A 21,696-nucleotide genomic window follows, 5' to 3' on the forward strand; every position below is an offset into this window, starting at 1 on the left:
CGTCGCTGCCTCCACGACTTAGGTTTCCACGCGTCAAAACTCTGACTTTCCCCCGTCGCGAACCGCAACGTCGTGAGGCCGTGACCGAACCCCCCACGCTCGAACCGATCACCAAGGCCGACCGCGAGATGCTCAAGGCGATCTACCGCCAGAGCGTCGGCGGCGCCGGCAGCGACCATCCCGTGGCCCACACCGGCGACCTCGCCGAGGCCATGGGGACCTCGCCGGGCACCGCCACGACCCACGTCAAGCGCCTCGCCGACCGCGGCTTGGTCGTCCACACGCCCTATGTCGGGGTCGCCCTCACCGACCGAGGACGTGCCGCGGCGGTGCGCGCCATCCGGCGGCACCGTCTGGTCGAGCGCTTCCTCGCCGACGTGTTGGGCTATGACTGGAAGGACGCCGACCGCCTCGCCACCACCTTCGAGCACGAGCTGCCCGACGAGGTCGAGGAGCGCATCAACACCACGCTCGGGCACCCCGACTCGTGCCCGCATGGATTTCCCATCCCGGAGGCGAGCGCGCTCGATGTGCCACCGCTGCCGCCTCTGGCCGATCTCGAACCCGGCGATGTCGCCGTGGTCGCCGTGCCCGGATCCACCGATCCGGACATCGTCGAGTTCCTCGACGGGCTCGGGCTGGTGCCCGGTGCCCGCATCGAGGTGCGCGAGAAACACCCCTTCGACGGACCGCTCGTGGTCCGGGTGGAGGGACACGACCGGACACTGGGGCGACCTGTCGCCAACCAGGTGTTCGTGCGGTCCGGCGACACCCCGCCGGGCAACCGCAAAGCAAGCTGACCGTCAACCGTCTCTCAGAGGAGACCTGAAGTGGAAGCCGTACCGTACCTGGCAGTAGGAGCCGCCGTCGCCGGCCTGGTTCTTGCCGTCTACTTCTTCAACAACGTGAAGAAGGCGAGCCCCGGCGACGAGAACATGGTCAGGATCATGGGCGAGATCCAGAAGGGGGCCAAGGCGTTCCTCCGGCAGGAGTACACCTGGGTCGCCGCCTTCGCCGTCGTCCTTGCCGTCCTCATCGCCATCTTCGTCGCCCCGCTCGGCGCCGTCACCTACGCGATCGGCGCCGTCTTCTCGGCGCTCGCCGGCTATGCCGGCATGACCGTGGCCACCATGGCCAACGCCCGGACCACCGAAGCCGCCAAGGATGGGCCCGCCAAGGCGCTTCCGCTCGCCTTCCGGGGCGGCGCCGTCATGGGCTTCTCGGTGGCTGGCCTGGCCCTGCTCGGCCTCAGCCTCGTCTACATCGTGTTCATCCTGTGGCTGCAGGTCGATGACGCCTTCGAGATCCTCACCGCCTTCGGCCTCGGAGCCTCGACCATCGCACTGTTCTCCCGTGTCGGTGGCGGCATCTACACCAAGGCCGCTGACGTGGGTGCCGACCTGGTCGGCAAGGTCGAGGCCGGCATTCCCGAGGACGATCCCCGAAACCCCGCCACCATCGCCGACAACGTTGGTGACAACGTGGGCGACGTGGCCGGCATGGGTGCCGACCTGTTCGAGTCCTACGCGGGTTCGATCATCGCTCCGATCGCCCTCACCGCGTTCGCCTTCGCGCTGGTCGCCGAGGACGTCACCACCGTCGGCATTCTCCCGCTGCTCATGTTCCCGCTGGCGGTCGCCTTCGTGGGCATGATCGCCTCGATCATCGGCTCGTTCTTCGTCAAGGCCGGCAGCTCGATCGACGCCAAGTCGCTGTCCCGTGCGCTGCACATGGGCACCAACGTGGCCATGGGCATCACCGTCGTCGCCACCATCGGCCTCGCCTACTGGATGTTCAGTGGCGACGAGTTCGACCAGCCCATCGGCCTGGCTCTCTCGGTCATCGGTGGCCTCGCGGTCGGCTACGGCATCGGCAAGGTCGCCGAGTTCTGGACCAGCGACCACTACGCGCCGGTGAAGAAGCTGGCCGGACAATCGGTCACCGGCCCCGCCACCACCATCCTCGGCGGTATCTCGCTCGGCATGGTGTCGGTCGCGGCGTCGGTCGGGCTCGTCGTCGCCGGCATCGGCCTCGCCTACTGGGGCGGCCAGATCGCCTTCGTCGGTGAGATGGACGCCTTCGGCGGCATCTACGGCATCGCCGTCGCCGCCATCGGCATGCTCGCCACCCTCGGTGTGGTCGTGTCGGTCGACGCCTACGGCCCGATCGCCGACAACGCCGGTGGCATCGCCGAGATGGCCGAGCTCGACCCGTCGGTCCGTGAGGTCACCGACTCGCTCGACTCGCTGGGCAACACCACCGCCGCCATCGCCAAGGGCTTCGCCATCGGTTCGGCCGCCCTCACCGCGCTGGCCCTGTTCAAGACCTTCGAGTTCGCGGTGGCCGATGGCGGGGAGGGGGTCATCCTCGATCTCGACATCGGTTCGGTCGAGGTCTTCATCGGCCTCTTCCTGGGGGCCATGCTTCCGTTCCTGTTCGCCGCGCTCACCATCGACGCGGTGGGCCGCGCCGCCCAGCAGATGATCGAGGAGGTCCGCCGCCAGTTCCGCGAGATCCCCGGTCTGCGCGAAGGAGAGCCGGGCGTGTTCCCCGACTCGGCCACCTGTGTGGCCATCTCCACCAAGGCCTCGCTGCGCGAGATGGTCATCCCGGGCTCGCTCGCTGTGGTCGTGCCGCTGGTCATCGGCTTCGTCGACGTCAACGCCCTCGGCGGGTTCCTCGCCGGCGCCCTGGTCACCGGGTTCGCACTGGCCATCTTCATGGCCAATGCCGGTGGCGCGTGGGACAACGCCAAGAAGTACATCGAAGCCGGCCACCACGGGGGCAAGGGCTCCGAGCCCCACCACGCTGCGGTCGTGGGCGACACCGTGGGTGATCCGTTCAAGGACACCTCCGGCCCGGCGATGAACATCTTGCTCAAGGTCATGACGATCGTGTCGCTCGTGTTCGCCGGCGCCTTCATCTGATCGGTCTCAACCGAATCGTCGGTCCGATGGTGCGGGGTCGGCCTCCTGGTGGGGGCCGGCCCCGCGCCGCGCCCGGCCTGGTGCAGGCCGGATACGGATCGGACGCTAGGGTGCCTCCCAGATCAGATGGAGGGGGCCAGCATGCGCATCGGGATCAACGGTTCGGCATCGGCCGGTTCGGTCGACGAGGTCGTGGGCGCGGCGCGCCTCTCCGCCGAGAGTGGTTTCTCCAGCTTCTGGCTGGCCCAGATCTTCGGCGTGGATGCGCTCACGGCTCTGGCGGTCGCGGGGCGCGAGGTGCCATCGATCGAGCTGGGTACCGCCGTGGTACCCGTGCAGCCACGACATCCTCAGATGCTGGCTTCGCAGGCGCTGACGGTCCAGGCCGCCACCGACGGCCGGCTGACCCTCGGTATCGGCCTGTCCCACCAGGTGGTCGTCGAGTCGATGTGGGGCATCTCGTTCGACCGCCCGGTGCAGTACCTGCGTGAGTACCTCGATGCCCTCATCCCGCTGCTCAACGGCGAGCAGGCCGAGGTCCGCGGCGATCGGATCACCGCGGTCGGCTCGGTCGGCGTGGCCGACGCTGCCGCCCCTCCCCTGCTCATCGCCGCACTCGGCCCCCGGATGCTCGAGCTCGCCGGCTCGGTCGGTGCCGGCACCATCACCTGGTGCACGGGTCAGCGTGCGCTGGCCGACCACATCGTGCCGAAGATCCACGCCGCCGCCTCCGCTGCGGGCCATCCCGCGCCCCGTGTGGTGGCGTCGCTACCGGTCTGTGTGACCGACGATCCCGATGCCGAGCGGGGCGCGATCGCCGAAGGGCTCGCCATCTACGGCACCCTTCCCTCCTACCGCGCGATGCTCGACCTCGACGGTGCCGAGAGCCCCGCCGACATCTCGCTCATCGGCGACGAGGCCACCGTGACCGCGCAGCTGCGCGACCTCGAGGCGGCCGGCGTCACCGACTTCGCCGCTGCGGTCAGCGCACGGGACCCGGCCGACGCCGCCCGCACCCACCGCCTGCTGGCTTCGCTGAGCGGCTGACGCCGCTGGGTTGCGAACCCGGTACTACTTCGCCACACTAACTATGTGGATCTCGAACTAATCTCGCGCGATGGCGTGCGCGGCGTCGCGCTGTTGGCCAAGGTGCTCGACAACACGCTGCACGCCCACGGGCTCTCCCCCTCGCAGTACCGCCTCCTCGTGTTCCTCCTCGAGAAGCCCTCCGCCGCGACCGCGCTCGCCCAGCGTCTCGACGTCACCCGACCCAGCCTCACCGGCCTCGTCGACGGTCTGGTCGCCAAGGGGTTCGTCGTGCGCGAGCCGGATCCGTCCGACCGTCGCCGGGTCACCCACCAGATCTCGACCGCGGGGCGCGCGGCCGTGCACCGCGCCGACGAGGCGCTGCAAGCTCGCCTCGACCAGATCCTCGCCAACGTCGAACCCGCCGATGCGGCGGGGAGCACCGCGGCCGCGCTCGAGCACTGGCGCAGTGCGATCATCGCCACCAGGGCTTCGGAGAAGGCCACCCGATGAGCACCGGCCTCGAGCGCGACTTCGACACCCTCGTCGACCGCGACGGCGAGCCCTACTCTCCCTTCGAGCCCTGCACGGTCGAGGCCCAGTACCCACCCCCGAGGGCCAGGATCGATCCCGACACGACCAAGGGCTGGATCCGCCGTATCGCCCCCGTCCTGCTCGCCCGACGCGGTCTGTTCATCACCGCCATGAGCCTGTCGGCGCTGGCCATGGTCGCCCAGGTGAGCGTGCCGCGGATCGTCATGGCCGCGATCGACGATGCGCTCGATGCCCGGACCTCGGCGCTGATGCCGTTCGTGTGGGCGTTGCTGGGGCTGGCCGTGCTCCGGGGGCTCGCACAGCTCGGCTCCAGGTTCTTCCTGTTCAAGGTGGCCTACGGGCTCGAGTACGACCTACGGGTCACCATGTACCAGCACCTGGCCCGCATGTCGTTCTCGTTCTTCGACCGTGTGCAGTCGGGCCAGCTCATCTCCCGGGCCAACTCCGACATCCGCTCGGTGCAGATGTTCCTCACCTTCGCGCCGATGATGGGCCTGCAGGTCGTCAGCTTCGTCCTGGCCTTCTCCCTGATGCTGATGATCCACGTGCCGCTCACGATCGTGGCGCTGCTGCCACTTCCCTTCGTGTTCGTCGTCGGGCTGCGGATGCGCTCGTTCATGTTCCCGATCTCGTGGATCGTGCAGTCCCGCACCGCCGATGTCGCCACCACCGTCGAGGAGAACGTCAGCGGCACCCGGGTGGTCAAGTCCTTCGCCGCCGAGCAACAACAGGTCGACCAGCTGGCCGACGCCGCCGACCGGCTCCGGTGGGCGGCCACCAAACAGATCGACCTACGGGCCAAGTACGCCCCGATCATGGAGAACCTCCCCCGCCTGGGCACCGCCATGGTCCTGCTCTACGGGGGTTGGCTCGCCGTCGACGGGACCGTCACCATCGGCACGATCGTGGCCTTCAGCACCTATGTCGTGATGCTGCAGGCGCCGTTCCGGATGATCGGGATGCTCATGATGATGAGCCAGCGATCGGCGGCGTCGGCCACCCGCATCTACGAGATCCTCGACGAAGCGCCCGACATCGTCGATGCCCCCGAGGCCATCGACCTCGTCGACCCCGAGGGCCGGATCACCTACCGCGACGTGACCTTCACCTACGCCGACGGGCACCGGGTCCTCGATGGATTCGAGCTCGAGGTCGAACCGGGCGAGACCGTGGCCATCGTCGGACGCACCGGGTCGGGCAAGTCCACCATCGCCCGCCTGCTCACCCGGTTCTACGACGTCACCGACGGGCAGGTGCTGGTCGATGGCCACGACGTGCGCGACCTCACCCTCGCCAGCCTCCGCGCCCAGGTCGGGATGGTGCTCGACGAGCCGTTCCTGTTCTCGGCGTCGATCCGCGACAACATCGCCTACGGGCGACCCGACGCCCCCATGGACGAGATCGTCGACGCAGCCCGGGCCGCCAACGCCGCCGAGTTCATCGACCGGCTCCCTGCGGGCTACGACACCATCATCGGCGAGCGCGGCTACACGCTGTCGGGTGGACAGCGTCAACGGATCGCCATCGCCAGGGCGTTGCTGGTCAATCCGAGGATCCTCATCCTCGACGACGCCACCTCGGCCATCGACGTGCGGATCGAACAGGAGATCCACGATGCCCTCGCCAACCTCATGGTCGACCGCACCACCATCGTCATCGCCCACCGGCTGTCGACGATCAACCTGGCCGGCCGGGTGGTGCTGCTCGAGGACGGCAACGTGGTGGCCCAGGGCACCCATGCCGAGCTGATGGCGAGCGAGCCTCGGTATGCATCGGTCCTGGCCCACCTCGAGGAGGACGCTGAGGCCCGCCGCGCGGCACAAGCGGCCCGGCGCCAGGCTCGGGTCGACCGCGAGCAGGCGATGGCCTCGGCGCAGTCGATGCGCGGTGGAGCGGCGATGCCCGATCCAGGCGGCATGCCCGGCGGCTTCGGAGGAGCGAGCTGATGGGCATGATGGGAGGCGGTGCCTTCGGAGCGGCGCGCAGCGGCGCGCAGGGTGCCGGGCTGCCCTTCGCCGGCATCCCACCCGAGCTCCAGGAGAAGGTCGACGCCCTGCTCGCCACCGAGGAGGACCGCGAGCCGCCCCACGTCCCGTTCAGCCACTCGGACTACGACCGCCGGCGGCTCTCGTTGCGGGGTCTGCTCAAGCCGCACTGGCTCGCGCTGGCCGGCGCCTTCGTACTCGTCTGCATCGAGACCGCCGCCATGCTCGCCGGCCCCACCCTCACCAGGATCGGCATCGACGACGGGATCCGGGAAGGCGACCGCGGCGTGATCGTCACCGTGGCCGTCGTGTTCCTCGCGAGCATCTTCGTCCACCTCCACGCGAACCGCGCACGTGTCGCCTGGGCGGGACGGGTGGGCGAACGACTCATGTACACGCTCCGGGTCCGGGTGTTCTCCCACCTGCAACGCCTCGACATCAGCTTCTACACCGAGGAGAAGGCCGGCCGGCTGATGAGCCGGATGACCAGCGACATCGAGAGCCTCACCCAGCTGTTCCACGAGGGCCTCATCCAGATGCTGGTCCAGGCCCTGACGCTCCTGTTCGTCATGATCGTGCTGTTCACCATGAACGTGCAGCTGGCCATGGTCACCCTGTTCCTCATCCTGCCGGTGATGGTCGCCATGACGCTGTGGTTCCGCGGCGCATCGGACCGCGGCTACGAGATCGTGCGTGATCGCATCGCCGACGTGCTCGCCCACCTCCAGGAGAGCCTCTCGGGCGTGCGCATCGTCGCCGCCCACAACCGCCAGCGCCACAACATCGCCCAGCACCGCAACATCGCCGGCGCCTACCGCGACGCCAACAACCACACCGCCAAGCTCGGCGCGCTGTACGGGGGCGGCACCGAGGTGGTCGCCATCGTCGGCCAGGCGACGATCCTGCTCGTCGGTGGCAACATGGTGCTCGACAACAGCCTCACCATCGGTGAGCTCACCGCCTTCGTGCTCTACCTCAGCACGTTCTTCGCCCCGATCCAGCAGCTGGTCAACCTCTACAACACCTATCAGAAGGGTCAGGCGGCCATGTACAAGCTGGCCGCCCTGCTCGACACCCAGCCCCGCACGGCCGAGGACCCCGACGCCATCGACCTGCCGGCCATCCGGGGCGAGATCGACCTACGGGGTGTCTCGTTCAGCTACCTGGACGACCAGCCCGTCCTGGCTGACGTCGACCTGACCATCCATCAGGGCGAGGTGTTCGCCCTCGTCGGCCCCACCGGCGCCGGCAAGTCGACCCTGGCGGCTCTGGTCACCCGCTTCTACGACCCCACCGCCGGTACCGTCTCGATCGACGGACACGACCTCCGGGGCGTGACCCTCGCCTCGTTGCGGCGCCAGCTCGGCATCGTCCCCCAGGAGCCGTTCCTGTTCGCCGGATCCATCCGGGACAACATCGCGTTCGCCCGACCCGCCGCCTCCGACGCCGAGGTCCTCGAAGCCTGCCGAGCAGTGGGGATCGACGATCTCGTCGAGCGGCTCCCGAACGGCATCGACACGCCGTGCCACGAGCGCGGCGTGTCGCTGTCCTCGGGCGAGCGTCAGCTGCTGGCCCTCGCTCGGGCGTTCCTCGCCCGCCCCAGAGTGCTGGTCCTCGACGAAGCCACCTCCAACCTCGACCTGCGCTCGGAGGCGAAGATCGAGCGGGCGCTCGACACGCTCCTCGAGGGTCGGACGGCCATCATCATCGCCCACCGCCTGGCGACGGCGATGCGTGCCGACCGCATCGCCGTGGTGCGCGACGGCGGCATCGCCGAGCTCGGTAGCCACGACGAGCTGGTCGAGCTGGGCGGGCACTACGCCGACATGTACGCCACCTGGGAGCGTCACGCCTCCGGCGACGATGCCCATGCCGCCTCGGGGGTCTCGACCCCGCGCCGCTGAGCCGGGCGCGGACGCGACGAAGGGGGCCGCGTCGCCAGCCCCCCTTCGTCGTCTGCGGCTCTGGTCGGATCAGCCTTCGCGGCCCGACCGGCGCTGGTAGCGCGGCGGACGGTCCTCCTCGGGCCGCTCGTCGAAGACCACCACCGTGCCCTCGGGTTCGAAGAACGGGGTCGTGGATTCGCCGACCTCTCCGGGCAGGTAGCGCTTCCCCTCGTCGAGGTAGCGGTACATGCCGACGTCGCCGGCGTCGGTGCGAGGATCGGGCTCGTCGGCATCCCACCAGAGCAGCGTCACGTCATCCGCGGCGAGGTAGTCGGGCCACTGCCACAGCACCTCGCCGTAGGAGGTGCCGTACTGGGTCCGGTATCCCCATGCCGGTTCGAACGAGAACATCCCGTCGCGGAACGTCTCGGGTGTGAGCTCGGGACCGGCCAAGTGGACCCCGTTGAAGAACCGGGCCCAGTCGAAGATGTCGGGGTAGTTGGACAGCTCCTCACCGAGGTGCCAGCTCACCAGGTTCCCCTCCTGCTGGGTGTAGGCGGGGTCGATGGGCGGCAACAGGTAGGACAGACCGAAGGCGTTGGCCCACTGGTCCTGGTCGTACAAGCGGGCCAGATCCGAGTTGTCGGTGGCCGCTGCCCCCACCACGATCCACTCCGGCCAGTAGTCCTGGGCGGTGGCCTGACTGGTGAGGTTCTGGGGCATGAACGGATCGGTGGCGATGATGACCGAGGTGACCCCTGCCTCCTTGAGACGGGTGATGATCGCCTGGGCGTCTTCTTCGCGGTTGCTCGAGTCGGCCATGAAGGTGATGCTCGCCGCCAACTCGACGTCGTGCTCGGCCAATTGCTCCTCGAAGAACTCGACCCCGTCCTGATAGGCGCCGTCCGGGGTCTCGTACCACACCAACCCGAACTGACGCTCGGTCTCCTGCAGCTCGGGAGTACCCGCGTACTGTGCGGGTGATCCGGCCAAGCGGTTGGCGATGAAGTCGGCCCGGTGCACATAGCCCTGGGTCGACGACATGAGACCGGACCACACGTAGGGCGCCCACTCGAGGTAGTTCTCGATGGGCTGCGAGCCGGTGCAGAAGCACATGACACCACGATCGACGAGCTCGTTCACATAGGCGTTGATGGCGCCGCCACCGGGACCGTTGACCACCGCGAACGCGCCGACCTCCTCGGCGATGGCGATGGCATCGGCCCGGGCGGCGGCCTCGTCGTTGCCATCGCCCGACGCCGCCACCACCTCGACCCGCACGTCGCGGCCGTAGGTCTCGTAGAGGTCGTTGAACGCACCCACCAGCTTGAGCCGGTTCTCGGCCTCTACGGCCTCCTCCGGCGTGGTGATGCCGGTGCGCTCCTGGGCGTCGAGCCCGGCTTCGCTCGTCTCGGCGTCGTAGAGCGCGACCACGATCTCGTCCTCGGTCACGCCCTGGTAGGTGGCTCCCCCGTTGTCGGCGCCCTCTGGCCACAAGGGCACGCAGTTGGGCGCGGCGACGGTGGGTAGCATGATCCGACCCGTGTCGGGGTCGCAATCCGGCGCGTCATTCGGATCGCCGAGGTCGTCTCCCACCGCAACGTCGTCCGAGCCCTCGTCGGAGCCCCCGTCGGTGGTCTCGGTGTCGTCGGGTCCGACCGCGACATCATCATCGTCGCCATCGTCGCCGTCGTCGCTCCCGCTCAACGCGCCGATCGCCACCACCGCGGCGATCACCACGATCGCAACCAGCACTGGCCAGTAGCGAGCGATGGCAGGACTGGTCTTGGTTGATTCTTCCACTCGGTTTCCCCCCGGATGAGCAGACTGTGGTGACAGGCCGTGTCCACCGCCTGCCCCGCGCAGACTACCCTGTGGGCCACGCGACATGGCCGCAGGTTGGAACGCGGCTGCTTCGCGACGTGTCGCACTTGACATCTCAGGGGGGAACATGCAAGTCGAGCCGACCACGCCGCGAACCGCGCGCCGGGGCGCCGCTCCGCGCCGCCAGTTGTTGTTCGCGGTCGCCGCCGCCGCCTTGGTGGCCGGGTGCGTGCTTCCCGGCAGCGAGGATGCCGACGATTCGAGCATCGACGTCGAGCGCCCGCTCCGCGAGGCCGGCGACGTCGAGGGCCGCGTGGGCGACCCGCTCGAGGTCTACGGCATCACCGCCACCGTGCTCGAGGTGGGGCGCGTCGCCGAGTACAACGAGTTCGACACCTGGGGCTACATCTGGGCCCGCGTGAGGGTCGAGAACACGACCTCCCGCGAGATCGACTTCCACCGTCGACAGTTCCAGATCGAAAAGCCCGACGAAACGGTCTCCAACACGGCCAACATCAGCACCGAGACCCAGCTCGAAGGCAGCTCGGTCACCCGTCCCGACGTCCTCGCTCCGGGAGAGACCGGGGAGGGTCAGGTCATCTACACCGTCGGCGACCTCGACGGTCAGTTCGCGCTCATCTACCGCCCCGACCCTCCGACCGAGGACGTCATCGATGCCGAGCGCGGCGTGTGGGTCTTCGAAAGCAGCCCTGAAGACGCCGAATGACCGCCGCCACCACCGCCACAGTCGGCCGGCGCCCACCGCTCATCACCGCCGAGTCGCTGCGGTCGGCGGGTCTGATCGCCGCGTGTGGGGCCGGGTTCCTCGCCATTCAGTCGGTCCTGTTGCCCATGCCCCTCGGCGTGATGGTACAAGGCGCGATCATCGGCGGGCTCACCGCCCTCATCGCCCTCGGCATCGCGCTGGTCTACCGAGCCAACCGCATCATCAACTTCGCCCAGGGCGACCTCGGCGCGGTGCCGACGGTGTTCACCGTCCTGCTCATCTCCGGGGCAGGGGTACCGTTCCTGCTCGCCCTCCCCATCGGAATCGCCGGAGCCCTCGCGCTCGGCGCCCTGGTGGAGTTCACCATCATCCGCCGCTTCGCCAACGCGCCCCGCCTGATCCTCACGGTCGCCACTCTTGGCCTGGCCCAGGCGTTGGCCGGCTTCGGCCTCATCCTGCCGTCGCTGCTCAACAACGCCTGGCCGGGCATCTTCCCCGACAGCGGCATCAGCGGCACCTTCCCGGCGCCGTTCGACGCCCGGTTCAACATCGGCACCGTCGTGTTCGGCGGCAACGACATCATCGCCCTGGTGGCGATCGTCGCCTCGGTCGCGGCGCTCTCGGCGTTCTTCCGCTACACCCGCATCGGCATCGCGGTCCGGGCCAGCGCCGAGAGCGCCGACCGCGCCATGCTGCTCGGCATCCCCGTGAGGCGCATCGGCACCATCGTGTGGGTCATCGCCAGCTTCCTCGCGTTCCTCGCCCTGTTCCTGCGGGCGGGCGTGCTCGGCCTCTCGCTCGGCACGGTGCTCGGCCCCACCATCCTCATCCGGGCCCTGGCCGCTTGTGTCATCGGCCGCATGGAGCGCATGGCGGTGATCTTCTGGTCGGCGGTCGGACTGGGAATCCTCGAACGGGGCATCTTCTGGAACACCGACCGCAGCGCGCTGGTCGCGCCGGTGATCTTCGGTGTCCTGCTGGTCGTGCTCCTGATCCAACGCCGGGCCAAGCTGGCTCGCACCGACGAGCAGTCCAACTGGCAGGCCGTCGCCGACGTGCGCCCGGTGCCACCGGAGCTCGCCGGCCTTCCCGAGGTCCGCTGGGGGTTCCGCGCCGTGTACCTGGCCCTGCTGGCCGTCGCCCTGGCACTCCCGCCGGTGCTGTCGGTGAGCCAGATCAACCTCGCGGCGACGATCTTCATCTACGCCATGGTGGCGGTATCTCTGGTGGTGCTCACCGGGTGGGCCGGCCAGGTCAGTCTCGGCCAGATCGCGTTCTTCGGCTTCGGCGCTGCGATCGCCGGCGCCATCACGACCAGGTTCGGGTGGGACATCTCCCTGGCGATCCTCGTGGCGGCCGTCGTCGGCGCCGTCATGGCGGTGGTGATCGGTCTCCCGGCGCTTCGGGTCAAGGGGCTGTTCCTCGCCGTGATCACCCTGGCCTTCGCCGCCGCCACCTCCGGCTACTTCCTGAACCGGGGCGACTTCGGTTGGTGGCTCCCCGACGGTCGCGTCGACCGTGGCGAGCTGTTCGGCGTGATCCCCCTCGGCACCGAGACCCAGTACTACTACTTCGCCTTCGCCTGCCTGTTGCTGATGATGGCCATGGCCAGACAGCTCCGTCAGTCGCGGGTCGGGCGGGTGATCGTCGGTGTCCGGGAGAACGAGCGGGGTGCGCAGGCCTATGCGGTCAACCTGGTTCGAGCCAAGCTCACCGCGTTCGCGATCTCGGGCTTCATCGCCGCGTTCGCGGGCGCGGTGTTCGTCCACCACCAGCGGGACTTCGGCATCCAGCCCTATGCCACGACCGAGAGCCTCGCCGTCTTCACCATGGTGGTCATCGGGGGACTCGGCTCGATTCCCGGTGGCATCGTCGGCGCCCTCTACGTCAAGGGCACGCAGAACTTCCTCCCCAGCGAGCTGAGCTTCTTCGCCAGCGGCCTCGGCCTCCTCGCGGTCCTCATCGCCCTGCCCGGCGGCCTGGCTTCGCTCATCTACCGCGGCCGCGACGGCATCCTCCGCCGGGTGGCCGAACGGCGCAAGATCATGGTCCCCAGCCTCTTCGCCGACGCAGCCGACCTCGACGGCATCACCAGCAGCCGCGAAAAGGGCATGGAGTTCGTCCGCCAGATGGCCGACTTCATGGATGCCTCCCGGGCCTCCGCCGCCACAGCTCGCGGCCGGCGTCGCGCCGATTCCGAGGAGTTGGACGACGAGGGGGTCGACGGCGAGGCGCCGGTACCGGCGCCACCCCGGCTCCCCGATGACGATGCACCGCTCATCGCTCCCCCGAGCACCGACTCCGAAGCGCCGACCGGGCGAGGAGGTCGCCGGTGACCACCCACGACACGCCCTCGACAGATCAGGGAGACGAGCCCGAGGGACCGGCGTCGCGTCGTCGCAAGGCCACCGAGTCCGGTGCCGGCACGCGCCCCCTGTCCGAACGGCTCCGCGACTGGAAGCCCTCCAACATCACCCAGGGGGCCCCGGTCTTCCCGCTGTTCGTCCTGTTCGGGCTCAACGTGGTCGACGAGCTGGACCGCGAGGCGTTCAACGTCTTGCTCCCCAACATCCGCGACCACTTCGGCCTGGGGATCACCGGCATCCTCACGCTCGTCTCGGTGGTCGGCTTCTTCGTGCTGTTCCTCGAGATCCCGCTCGCCCACCTCGCCGATCGACGCAACCGCACCCGCATCGCCGCGGGCGGCGCCGCCGCCTGGGGCGTGGCCTCGGCGCTGACCGGCGCCGCGACCAACATCTGGATGGTTGGCGGCGTGCGGGGTGCGGCCAACCTCGGACGAGCGGTCAACGGCGCCACCCACCGGCCGTTGCTCTCGGACTACTACTCGATCAACGTCCGCCCCGCGGTGTTCGCCGCCCACGACGCGGCGAACTCGATCGGTCGCATCATCGGGCCGATCGCTGCGGGGACCCTGGCGTTCTACTTCACCTGGCGCACCCCGTTCTTCGTGTTCGCCGTCCCCACGATGATCTTCGTGCTGCTCGCGCTGCGGCTCAAGGAACCGGTGAGGGGGTTCCACGAGCGCCAGGCGCACGGAGCCGACGAGACCACCTCCACCACCGAGGAGGCCCCCGCCTCGATGGCCGAGGCGTGGCGGGTGCTGTGGCAGGTGCGGACGCTGCGCCGCATCTGGATCGCCACTCCAGTGCTGGCCATCCCCATCTTCACGCTCTCGCCCTTGCTGCAGCTCTTCTATGCCGACGTGCTCGGGCTCGACGAGTACCAGCGCGGACTGGTGTCGGCAGCCACCGAGCCCTTCCAGATCGTCGGCCTGCTCATCGGCATCCCCATCGCCACCAAGCTGATGCGCAAGGATCCGGCGCTGCTGCTCAAGTTCCTCGGCGTCGCCGGCGCGCTGCAGGTCGTCGCCCTTTTCCTCCTGGTGTTCACCGAGAACCTGCCGATGGTCATCGCCATGCGAGCCGCACTCGCCTTGGTCACCTCGTCCACCGCACCCGGACTGGCCGCTGCCACGTCGCTCATCATCCCGCCCCGGGTCCGTTCGATGGGCTTCACCATCGGGAACCTGTTCATCATCCCGTCGCTGCTGGCGGGGCCCATCCTGGGCGCGCTGGCCGATCAGTGGGGCCTGCGGACCTCGCTCATCGTCCTCTGCCCCATGATCCTGCTGGGGGTGGCGATGATCACCTCCGCCGGGCCCTTCATCACACCCGACATCCACAAGGTGCGCACATCGACGGTGGCGATGGCCGAGGTGCGCAAGGCCCGCGACGAGGGCCGGGCCAAGCTCCTCCTGGTCAAAGAGCTCGACGTGCACTACGACACCGTCCAAGTGCTCTTCGACGTCGACTTCGAGATCGACGAAGGAGAGATCATCGCGCTGCTCGGCACCAACGGTGCGGGCAAGTCCACGCTGTTGAAGACCATCTCGGGGCTCGTCGAGCCCTCGGCCGGGGCGATCATCTTCGACGGGGTCAACATCAGCAACGCACCCCCGAACGAGATCGTGCGCCACGGGGTGGTCCAGGTGCCCGGCGGCAAGGGGATCTTCCCGTCGCTGTCGGTCGGTGAGAACATCAGGCTGGCGGGATGGCCCTACGTCGACGAACCCGAGTACCTCCAGGCTGCCACCGAGGAGGTCCTCGGACACTTCCCGATCCTCCGCCGGCGCTGGAACGATGCCGCCGGGAACCTCTCCGGCGGCGAGCAGCAGATGCTCACCCTGTCGATGGCCTTCATCGCCAAGCCCCGCCTGCTGATGATCGACGAGCTCTCGCTCGGCCTGGCCCCGGTGATCGTCGAGCGTCTGCTCGAGGTGGTCGAGGCGATCCGCGCTCGCGGCACGACGATCATCCTCGTCGAGCAGTCGATCAACGTCGCCCTCACCGTCGCCGAGACCGCGTACTTCATGGAGAAGGGCGAGATCCGCTTCAAGGGACCCACCAGCGAACTGCTCGAACGCCCCGACATCCTGCGGGCGGTCTTCCTGGAAGGGGCTGCCTCGCTCGAGGGCGCCGATGAATCGCCCCGGGTCGCCGCCAGGACACGCTCGAACCAGGACGTGGACGCCGATGCGCCCGTCCTCAGAGCAGAAGGGCTCACCCGCTCCTACTCGGGCGTCCTCGCCGTCAACGACATCAGCTTCGACCTGCGACGCGGCGAGATCCTCGGGATCATCGGGCCGAACGGCGCGGGCAAGACCTCCTTGTTCGACCTGCTGTCGGGCTATCTCACCCCCGACCGTGGACGGCTGTGGTTCGACGGTCGCGACATCACCCACCTGTCTCCCAGCGCCCGTGCCGGGTTGGGCTTGGGGCGCTCGTTCCAGGACGCACGGCTGTTCCCGGGCCTCACGGTCAAGGAGACGATCTCGCTGGCGCTCGAGCGCACCGTCGAGGTTCGGGACCCCGTCGCCACCGCCCTGGGGCTCCCCGTGGTCCGCGACTCCGAACGCAAGGTCGCGGCCCGTGCCGACGAGCTCATCGGGATGCTCGGTCTCGAGGCCTTCGCCACCAAGTTCGTCCGCGAGCTGTCCACCGGCAGCCGCCGGATCGTCGACATCGCCTGCATCCTGGCCCACGAACCCACGGTCATCCTCTTCGACGAGCCGTCGTCGGGGATCGCCCAGCGCGAGAGCGAGGCCCTCGGCCCGATGCTGGCGCGCATCCGCGAGGTCACCGGAGCCAGCCTCGTGGTCATCGAGCACGACATGCCGCTGATCCGCTCGGTGTCCGACGAGATCCTGGCGCTCGAGCTCGGCGAGGTCGTCATCAGGGGCACACCCGACGAGGTGATGCACGATCCCCGGGTCGTGGCGTCGTACCTGGGCACCAACGAGGCGGTCATCGGTCGGTCAGGACCCACCGGTGGCGAGGACGGCGGGTAGGCCCCAGGCCTCACGAACGACGGCGACTCGCCGATGGGGACATGGGTGGGGATCGGACCTCGCCGCCACGGAGGTCGGTCCGAACATGGACCCAGTCGACAACACCCAGCGGGCGTCACGTGAGCTCTGCCGAGATCGGTGACCGCGGGGGACCGAACGGGCATCCCACCGGCTGGTGGAAGGCCGTCGTCGAACGGTCCTCCGACGTGCTCGTCGCGCTCGACGCGAGCGGCACCATCACCTATGTGAGCCCGTCGGTGCGTCGGGTCTTCGGGTGGGACGAGTCGGACCTGGTGGGCTCCACCGGCTTCCACCTCGTCCACACCGACGACTCCGACCGGATCCGGATGGTGCTCGAGCGAGGTCTCGGCGGCGGCACCCCCGATTCGTATCCCACCTTCCGGCTGCGCCACCAGAACGGCTCGTGGCGCCACGTCGAGGCTCGGGCGTCGAACCTGCTCTCGCTTCCCGATGTGCAGGCGTTCATCATCAGCATCCGCGACGTGACCGAACGGGTGGAGGCCGAAGCAGCGGTCCAGCTCCGCGACGAGCGGTATCGGGCGGTGGTCCAGGCATCGCCCGAAGCGATCCTCATCCACCAGAACGAGACCGTGGTCCACGCCAACCCCGCGGCGGTGCGGCTCCTCGGTGCCAGCGACCGCTACGAGCTGGTCGGCTTGGACCCCGCGGACCTGGTCCAAGCCGAGCCCGACGACCCTCAGCCGGGCACGCCGACCGGGGTGACGGGGTTGGATCGTCCGATCTCTCCGATCGATCGAATCGTGCGACGCCTCGACGGCAGCACCGTGGCGGTGGAGGTCACGAGCATCCCGACGATCTGGGACGGATTCGCGGCCATCCAGTTGATCGCCCGTGACGTCACCGAGGCGCGACAAGCCGACCAGACGCTGATGCACCTGGCCACCCACGACCCGCTCACCGGACTCCCCAACCGCAACCTTCTCGAGGACCGGCTCCGCCATGCATCGGCCCGCGCCGTTCGCACCCAACGTCCCTTCGCCGTGCTCTTCGTCGACCTCGACCGCTTCAAGGTCATCAACGACACCTTCGGCCACCAGGTGGGTGACGAGGCGCTCCGCGAGGTGGCCGGCCGGCTGACCGAGGCGGTGAGGCCGGGTGACACCGTGGCCCGCTTCGGAGGCGACGAGTTCGCGGTCGTGGTCGAGGATCTGCTCGTGGCCGACACCGTCGACCTGGTCGTCGAGCGGGTTCACGCCGCCTTCGACGAGCCCATCGTGGTCCGCGATCGTGAGATCAGCATCGGGGGGAGCATCGGTGTGGTGGTCGCCGAAGAGGGGGGCGATCCCCGCACGCTGCTCCGCGATGCCGACACGGCCATGTACACCGCCAAGACCAAGGGACGTGGCCAAGCTGTACGGTTCGACGCCGCCCTCCGCGAGCAGGTGCATCGCCACGAGGAGTTGGAGCTCCGGCTGCGGGCGGCACTCGATGAGCACCAGGTGGTACTCGCGCTCCAGCCCCTGGTGAGGTTGGCCGATCGCAAGGTGGTTGGCGTCGAGGCACTGATGCGCTGGGACCATCCAGAGCGCGGACTGCTGCTACCCGAGGCCTTCCTCGAGGTCGCCGATGAATCCGGGATCCTGCCCGACCTGGGACAGGAGCTCTTCGAGCTCGCCTGCGCCGACGCGGCGCGTTGGCGCACGTCCCGCCAGGGTCCCGACGGGGGCGAGGTGCCGTGGATGAGCATCAACGTCGCCGCCAGCGAGCTGTTCCACCCGGGGTACGCGAGCCGGATCTTACAAACGCTCTCGGACCACGGGCTGCCGCCCACCAGTCTCTACCTCGAGCTCGGCGAGGACGCGATCCTCGACGATCCGGTGGGGGCCGTCGAGGCCCTCCGGCCGCTGCGCGAGGCAGGTGTGTCGGTGGCCATCGACGACTTCGGCACCGGGTACACCTCGCTCACGACCCTGCGACGCCTCGGGCCCGACCTCCTCAAGATCGATCAGTTCTTCGTCGAGCGGATGACCGAGTCACCGTCGGATGCCGCCATGGTCCGAGCCGTGATCCAGATGGGGCATGCGCTGGGGATCCCGGTGGCGGCCGAAGGCGTCGAGCTCGTGGAGCAACAGAACTTCCTGACCGTCCTGGGATGCGATGTGGCCCAGGGGTTCCTCATCGCTCGACCCGGCCCGCTCTCCTCGCTCGACTCGGTCTTCGACCCCGGTCACTGAGGCGCGCCCCGCCGGACCCGCGCGATTCCAGCCCCGTGTAGCGCCGCGCGACCGTTGCAGAGCGTGCGATCCCGCCCGGCGAGGCCCTAGAATGGGTCCACCGTGCCCGGTGCCCTCGCGAGCGCCGCGCTTTCGGCGGAAGCGCAAGGCTGCCCCGCTGGGCGGGCACGATCACCGATGTCGATTGCAAGGGACCCACTGTCATGGGAGCCAACCGCACCACGTTCGAGAAGCTGCAGCGCGACCGGGCCAAGAAGGCCAAGGCAGACGCCAAGCGCGCCCGACGGATGGGGCTCGAGACCCCCGCCACCTCCGACGAGCGGTCAGACCCCGGACCAGACACCGCTGTCGGTGGCGAATGGGACCTCGGGCCGAGCGAGAAGCCGCTGTCCGCCTCCGAGCTGCTGGTCCTGGTCGAACAGCTCCAGCAGCAGTTCGACTCCAAGGCCATCTCGTTCGAGGAGTACGAGGAGCGCAAGGCCGACCTCATGGCCCGGCTCCCGATCGACTGAGCCCGCTGGCCGCGGCGCTTCGACCACACGCCTGCATCCGTGCCCAAGACCGACTGGAACCCCGTCCTCCGCGACCAGCTCGATGCCCCCTACTGGTCCGAGCTGCAGGAGTTCGTCGCCAGCGAGCGGCACGCGCACCGGGTCTATCCCCCACCGCAGCAGGTGTTCGCCGCGCTGCACCTCACCCCGTTCGCCTCGGTCCGGGCGGTCATCCTCGGCCAGGACCCCTACCACGGGCCCGGACAGGCACACGGCCTGTGCTTCTCGGTCCCCGGCGGTGTCGACATCCCTCCGTCGCTGCGCAACATCTACGCCGAGCGCGAGTCGGACCTCGGCCTGGCTCCACCCGACCACGGCAACCTCGAGGCCTGGGCACGTCAGGGGGTGCTGTTGCTCAACGCCACGCTCACCGTCCGTGCCGGCCGTGCCGGTTCCCACAACGGCAAGGGTTGGGAGCGGTTCACCGACCAGGTCATCCGTGCGGTGGCCGCCAAGCCCGACCGCGTCGTGTTCATCCTGTGGGGAGCTGCGGCACGCAAGAAGAAGGAGCTGGTCGCCCAGGTCGGCGCTCACCGACATGGCGTGATCGAGAGCCCCCACCCTTCTCCGCTGTCGGCCAGCAGCGGGTTCTTCGGCAGCCGCCCTTTCTCGCGAACCAACGCCGCCCTCGAGGAAGCCGGACGCGAGCCCGTCGACTGGAGGGTCGACGGAGAGCACTGATCCACGGACCGAGCGGCCTCGGGTCAGCGCTTGGCGGTCGCCGCGAACTTCCGGGTGGCGACGACGGCGAACACCACGGTGATGGCGACCGCCCAGCCCAGCGCGATCCACGGATCGTTGCCGGCCTCTCGGCCGTTGTAGAGGGCTCGAGTCGCGTCGGTGAGGGTCGTGAAGGGGTTGTGCTCGGCGACGGGCTGGAGCCATCCCGGCATCGTCGAGGGGGAGACGAAGGCCGACGACACGAACGTGAGCGGGAACATCCAGATGAACCCACCGGAGTTGGCCGCCTCGACGGTCTTCACCGACAGGCCGATCCAGGCCTGGATCCAGCTGAACGCGTAGCTGAAGGCGAGCAGCAACAAGGTGGCCATGACCGCTCCACTCACGGTCCCGTCGAAGCGGAAGCCGACCAGCAGCGCCAGACCGATCATCATCACGAAGGTCAAGATGTTGCGCACCAGATCGGACAGCGTGCGCCCGATCAGGACTGCACCCTGCGCGATCGGCAGGGAGCGGAGTCGGTCCACGATGCCCTTGGTGAGGTCCTCGGCCAGGCCGACCCCGGTGAAGGCCGACCCCCACAGCACGGTCTGGGCGAAGATGCCCGGGATGAGGAACTGCTTGTAGTCGTCGTAGTCGGGCACCATGATCGCCCCGCCGAACACGTAGACGAACATGACGACGAACATGACCGGCTGCACCGCGGCGTAGACCAAGAGCTCGGGACTTCGGGGCATCGCCCGCAGGTGGCGCAGGGCCTCGACCCAGCTGTCCCGCAGGATCAACAGTCGGCGATGGTGCGCTCCGCGGGCGTACCCGGCGTCGGGTGCGGCATCGACCCCGGCGATCATGTCGCCCCCACCTCGGCGGTCCTGGACCGCTGCCCCTGGTCCTCGGCGGGGGGATCGTCGACAGGATGCCCGGTGAGGGCGAAGAACACGTCGTCGAGCGTCGCGCGCGCGGTCGCAACGTCGTCCACCACAAGTCCCAGGTTGTCGAGATGACGGATGAGCCGCGGGACCACGCCGTCGAGGGTCTCGACGGGAACCCGCACCGAGCGGCCGCCGGGATCGACCACCAGCTCACCGCAGGCGTGAGGCGCCAAGACCTCCCGGGCCCGGTCGATGTCGCGGTGGTCGGCCAGGGTCACGACCACCTGCTCGCCACCCACCCGGCGCTTCAGATCGGCGGGCGTGCCACGAGCGATGACCCTGCCCAGGTCGATCACCGCGATCTCGTCGGCGAGCCGGTCGGCTTCGTCGAGGTACTGAGTGGTGAGCAGCGTCGTGGTGCCGGCGGCGGTGAGCTCGTCGATGAGCTCCCACACCGCGATCCTGCTCCGGGGGTCGAGCCCGGTGGTCGGTTCATCGAGGAACAGCACTGCGGGATCGCCGACCAGGCTCATCGCGATGTCGAGCCGTCGGCGCATGCCCCCCGAGTAGCCGCCGGTGACCCGTGACCCGGCCTCGACGAGGTCGAACCGCTCGAGCAGTTCCGAGGCGCGGCGCCGTGCCTCACGCTTGGGCCGGTGGAACAACCGGCCCACGTGCTCGAGGTTCTCGAAGCCGGTGAGGCGCTCGTCGACCGCGGCGTACTGGCCGGTGAGTCCGATGCGGGCGCGCGCTTCGCGGGGGTCGGCCATCACATCGATGCCATCGATCCATGCCCGCCCCGCGTCGGGCGCGAGCAGGGTGGTGAGGATTCGCACCGCGGTGGTCTTGCCCGCGCCGTTGGGCCCGAGGACACCGAGCACGCTCGACCGGGCCACCTCCAGATCGACGCCCCGGAGCGCCTCGGTCGTTCCGAACCGCTTCGTCAGGCCCTCGGCCACCACCGCGTTCATGAGCCCACCCATGGCGATCCCCGCCGACCGATCACCCTCGTGCCGATTCGCATCAAGGGCCAATCACACCACGCCCGGCACCGACGAGGCCACTCACCACCGATCGA

Annotated in this window: 15 protein-coding genes; 12 read left to right on the top strand and 3 right to left on the bottom strand. The window is 69.0% G+C overall.

Features of this window, described 5'->3' with window-relative positions; genetic code table 11:
* Window positions 1-80 precede the first annotated feature (80 nt).
* From U5K29_14490 to U5K29_14515, 6 genes are all read left to right on the top strand, one after another.
* Entirely contained in the window at window positions 81-800 is a 720-nt protein-coding gene (locus U5K29_14490; protein MDZ7679748.1) for a metal-dependent transcriptional regulator, read from the top strand.
* 30 nt (window positions 801-830) lie between these two features.
* Entirely contained in the window at window positions 831-2,927 is a 2,097-nt protein-coding gene (locus U5K29_14495; GenBank protein MDZ7679749.1) for a sodium-translocating pyrophosphatase, read from the top strand.
* A 141-nt stretch (window positions 2,928-3,068) separates the two neighbouring features.
* Entirely contained in the window at window positions 3,069-3,974 is a 906-nt protein-coding gene (locus U5K29_14500; GenBank protein ID MDZ7679750.1) for a TIGR03564 family F420-dependent LLM class oxidoreductase, read from the top strand.
* A gap of 45 nt (window positions 3,975-4,019) precedes the next feature.
* The gene (locus U5K29_14505; protein MDZ7679751.1) at window positions 4,020-4,466 is read left to right on the top strand and encodes a MarR family transcriptional regulator; all 447 of its coding nucleotides are present in this window, start codon (window positions 4,020-4,022) and stop codon (window positions 4,464-4,466) included.
* Entirely contained in the window at window positions 4,463-6,454 is a 1,992-nt protein-coding gene (locus U5K29_14510) for an ABC transporter ATP-binding protein (GenBank protein ID MDZ7679752.1), read from the top strand. The genes U5K29_14505 and U5K29_14510 overlap by 4 nt, the downstream gene beginning before the upstream one ends.
* Window positions 6,454-8,397: an ABC transporter ATP-binding protein gene (locus U5K29_14515; protein ID MDZ7679753.1), complete on the top strand. Its 1,944-nt coding sequence runs from the start codon at window positions 6,454-6,456 to the stop codon at window positions 8,395-8,397. Before U5K29_14510 ends, U5K29_14515 begins: the two co-directional genes overlap by 1 nt.
* Window positions 8,398-8,466: 69 nt before the next feature.
* On the opposite strand, the gene U5K29_14520 is transcribed toward U5K29_14515, so the two are convergent.
* Window positions 8,467-10,182, bottom strand: coding sequence for an ABC transporter substrate-binding protein (locus U5K29_14520; protein MDZ7679754.1), 1,716 nt, complete (start codon window positions 10,180-10,182; stop codon window positions 8,467-8,469).
* 148 nt (window positions 10,183-10,330) lie between these two features.
* Here U5K29_14520 and U5K29_14525 point away from each other — a divergent pair, with 148 nt between their 5' ends.
* From U5K29_14525 to ung, 6 genes are all read left to right on the top strand, one after another.
* A complete protein-coding gene (locus U5K29_14525; GenBank protein ID MDZ7679755.1) occupies window positions 10,331-10,930 on the top strand; it encodes a DUF4352 domain-containing protein in 600 nt (199 codons plus the stop codon).
* Window positions 10,927-13,266, top strand: a complete 2,340-nt coding sequence (locus U5K29_14530) for an ABC transporter permease (GenBank protein MDZ7679756.1) — start codon at window positions 10,927-10,929, stop codon at window positions 13,264-13,266. Before U5K29_14525 ends, U5K29_14530 begins: the two co-directional genes overlap by 4 nt.
* Entirely contained in the window at window positions 13,263-16,298 is a 3,036-nt protein-coding gene (locus U5K29_14535; protein ID MDZ7679757.1) for an MFS transporter, read from the top strand. The genes U5K29_14530 and U5K29_14535 overlap by 4 nt, the downstream gene beginning before the upstream one ends.
* 119 nt (window positions 16,299-16,417) lie before the next feature.
* Window positions 16,418-18,514 (top strand): EAL domain-containing protein, encoded by a 2,097-nt coding sequence (locus U5K29_14540; GenBank protein MDZ7679758.1) that lies wholly within the window; start codon window positions 16,418-16,420, stop codon window positions 18,512-18,514.
* Between the two features lie 203 nt (window positions 18,515-18,717).
* Window positions 18,718-19,026, top strand: a complete 309-nt coding sequence (locus U5K29_14545) for a hypothetical protein (GenBank protein MDZ7679759.1) — start codon at window positions 18,718-18,720, stop codon at window positions 19,024-19,026.
* 39 nt (window positions 19,027-19,065) lie between these two features.
* The gene (ung, locus tag U5K29_14550; protein MDZ7679760.1) at window positions 19,066-19,746 is read left to right on the top strand and encodes a uracil-DNA glycosylase; all 681 of its coding nucleotides are present in this window, start codon (window positions 19,066-19,068) and stop codon (window positions 19,744-19,746) included.
* Window positions 19,747-19,769: 23 nt separating this feature from the next.
* Here ung and U5K29_14555 read toward each other — a convergent pair whose 3' ends face one another.
* Both U5K29_14555 and U5K29_14560 read right to left on the bottom strand, forming a co-directional pair.
* Window positions 19,770-20,597 (bottom strand): ABC transporter permease, encoded by an 828-nt coding sequence (locus U5K29_14555; GenBank protein MDZ7679761.1) that lies wholly within the window; start codon window positions 20,595-20,597, stop codon window positions 19,770-19,772.
* A complete protein-coding gene (locus tag U5K29_14560) occupies window positions 20,594-21,601 on the bottom strand; it encodes an ATP-binding cassette domain-containing protein (GenBank protein MDZ7679762.1) in 1,008 nt (335 codons plus the stop codon). The genes U5K29_14555 and U5K29_14560 overlap by 4 nt, the downstream gene beginning before the upstream one ends.
* Between the last annotated feature and the right edge of the window lie 95 nt (window positions 21,602-21,696).

Source organism: Acidimicrobiales bacterium, from assembly GCA_034521975.1.
In the GTDB taxonomy this organism is placed as follows: Bacteria; Actinomycetota; Acidimicrobiia; order Acidimicrobiales; family SKKL01; genus SKKL01.

Excerpts from the sequence above, each read along its gene's own strand:
- U5K29_14500 (MDZ7679750.1), top strand. The coding sequence starts at position 3,069 with ATGCGCATCGGGATCAACGGTTCGGCATCGGCCGGTTCGGTCGACGAG.
- U5K29_14510 (MDZ7679752.1), top strand. The coding sequence starts at position 4,463 with ATGAGCACCGGCCTCGAGCGCGACTTCGACACCCTCGTCGACCGCGAC.
- U5K29_14515 (MDZ7679753.1), top strand. The coding sequence starts at position 6,454 with ATGGGCATGATGGGAGGCGGTGCCTTCGGAGCGGCGCGCAGCGGCGCG.
- U5K29_14525 (MDZ7679755.1), top strand. The coding sequence starts at position 10,331 with ATGCAAGTCGAGCCGACCACGCCGCGAACCGCGCGCCGGGGCGCCGCT.
- U5K29_14530 (MDZ7679756.1), top strand. The coding sequence starts at position 10,927 with ATGACCGCCGCCACCACCGCCACAGTCGGCCGGCGCCCACCGCTCATC.
- U5K29_14545 (MDZ7679759.1), top strand. The coding sequence starts at position 18,718 with ATGGGAGCCAACCGCACCACGTTCGAGAAGCTGCAGCGCGACCGGGCC.
- U5K29_14555 (MDZ7679761.1), bottom strand. The coding sequence starts at position 20,597 with ATGATCGCCGGGGTCGATGCCGCACCCGACGCCGGGTACGCCCGCGGA.
- U5K29_14560 (MDZ7679762.1), bottom strand. The coding sequence starts at position 21,601 with ATGGGTGGGCTCATGAACGCGGTGGTGGCCGAGGGCCTGACGAAGCGG.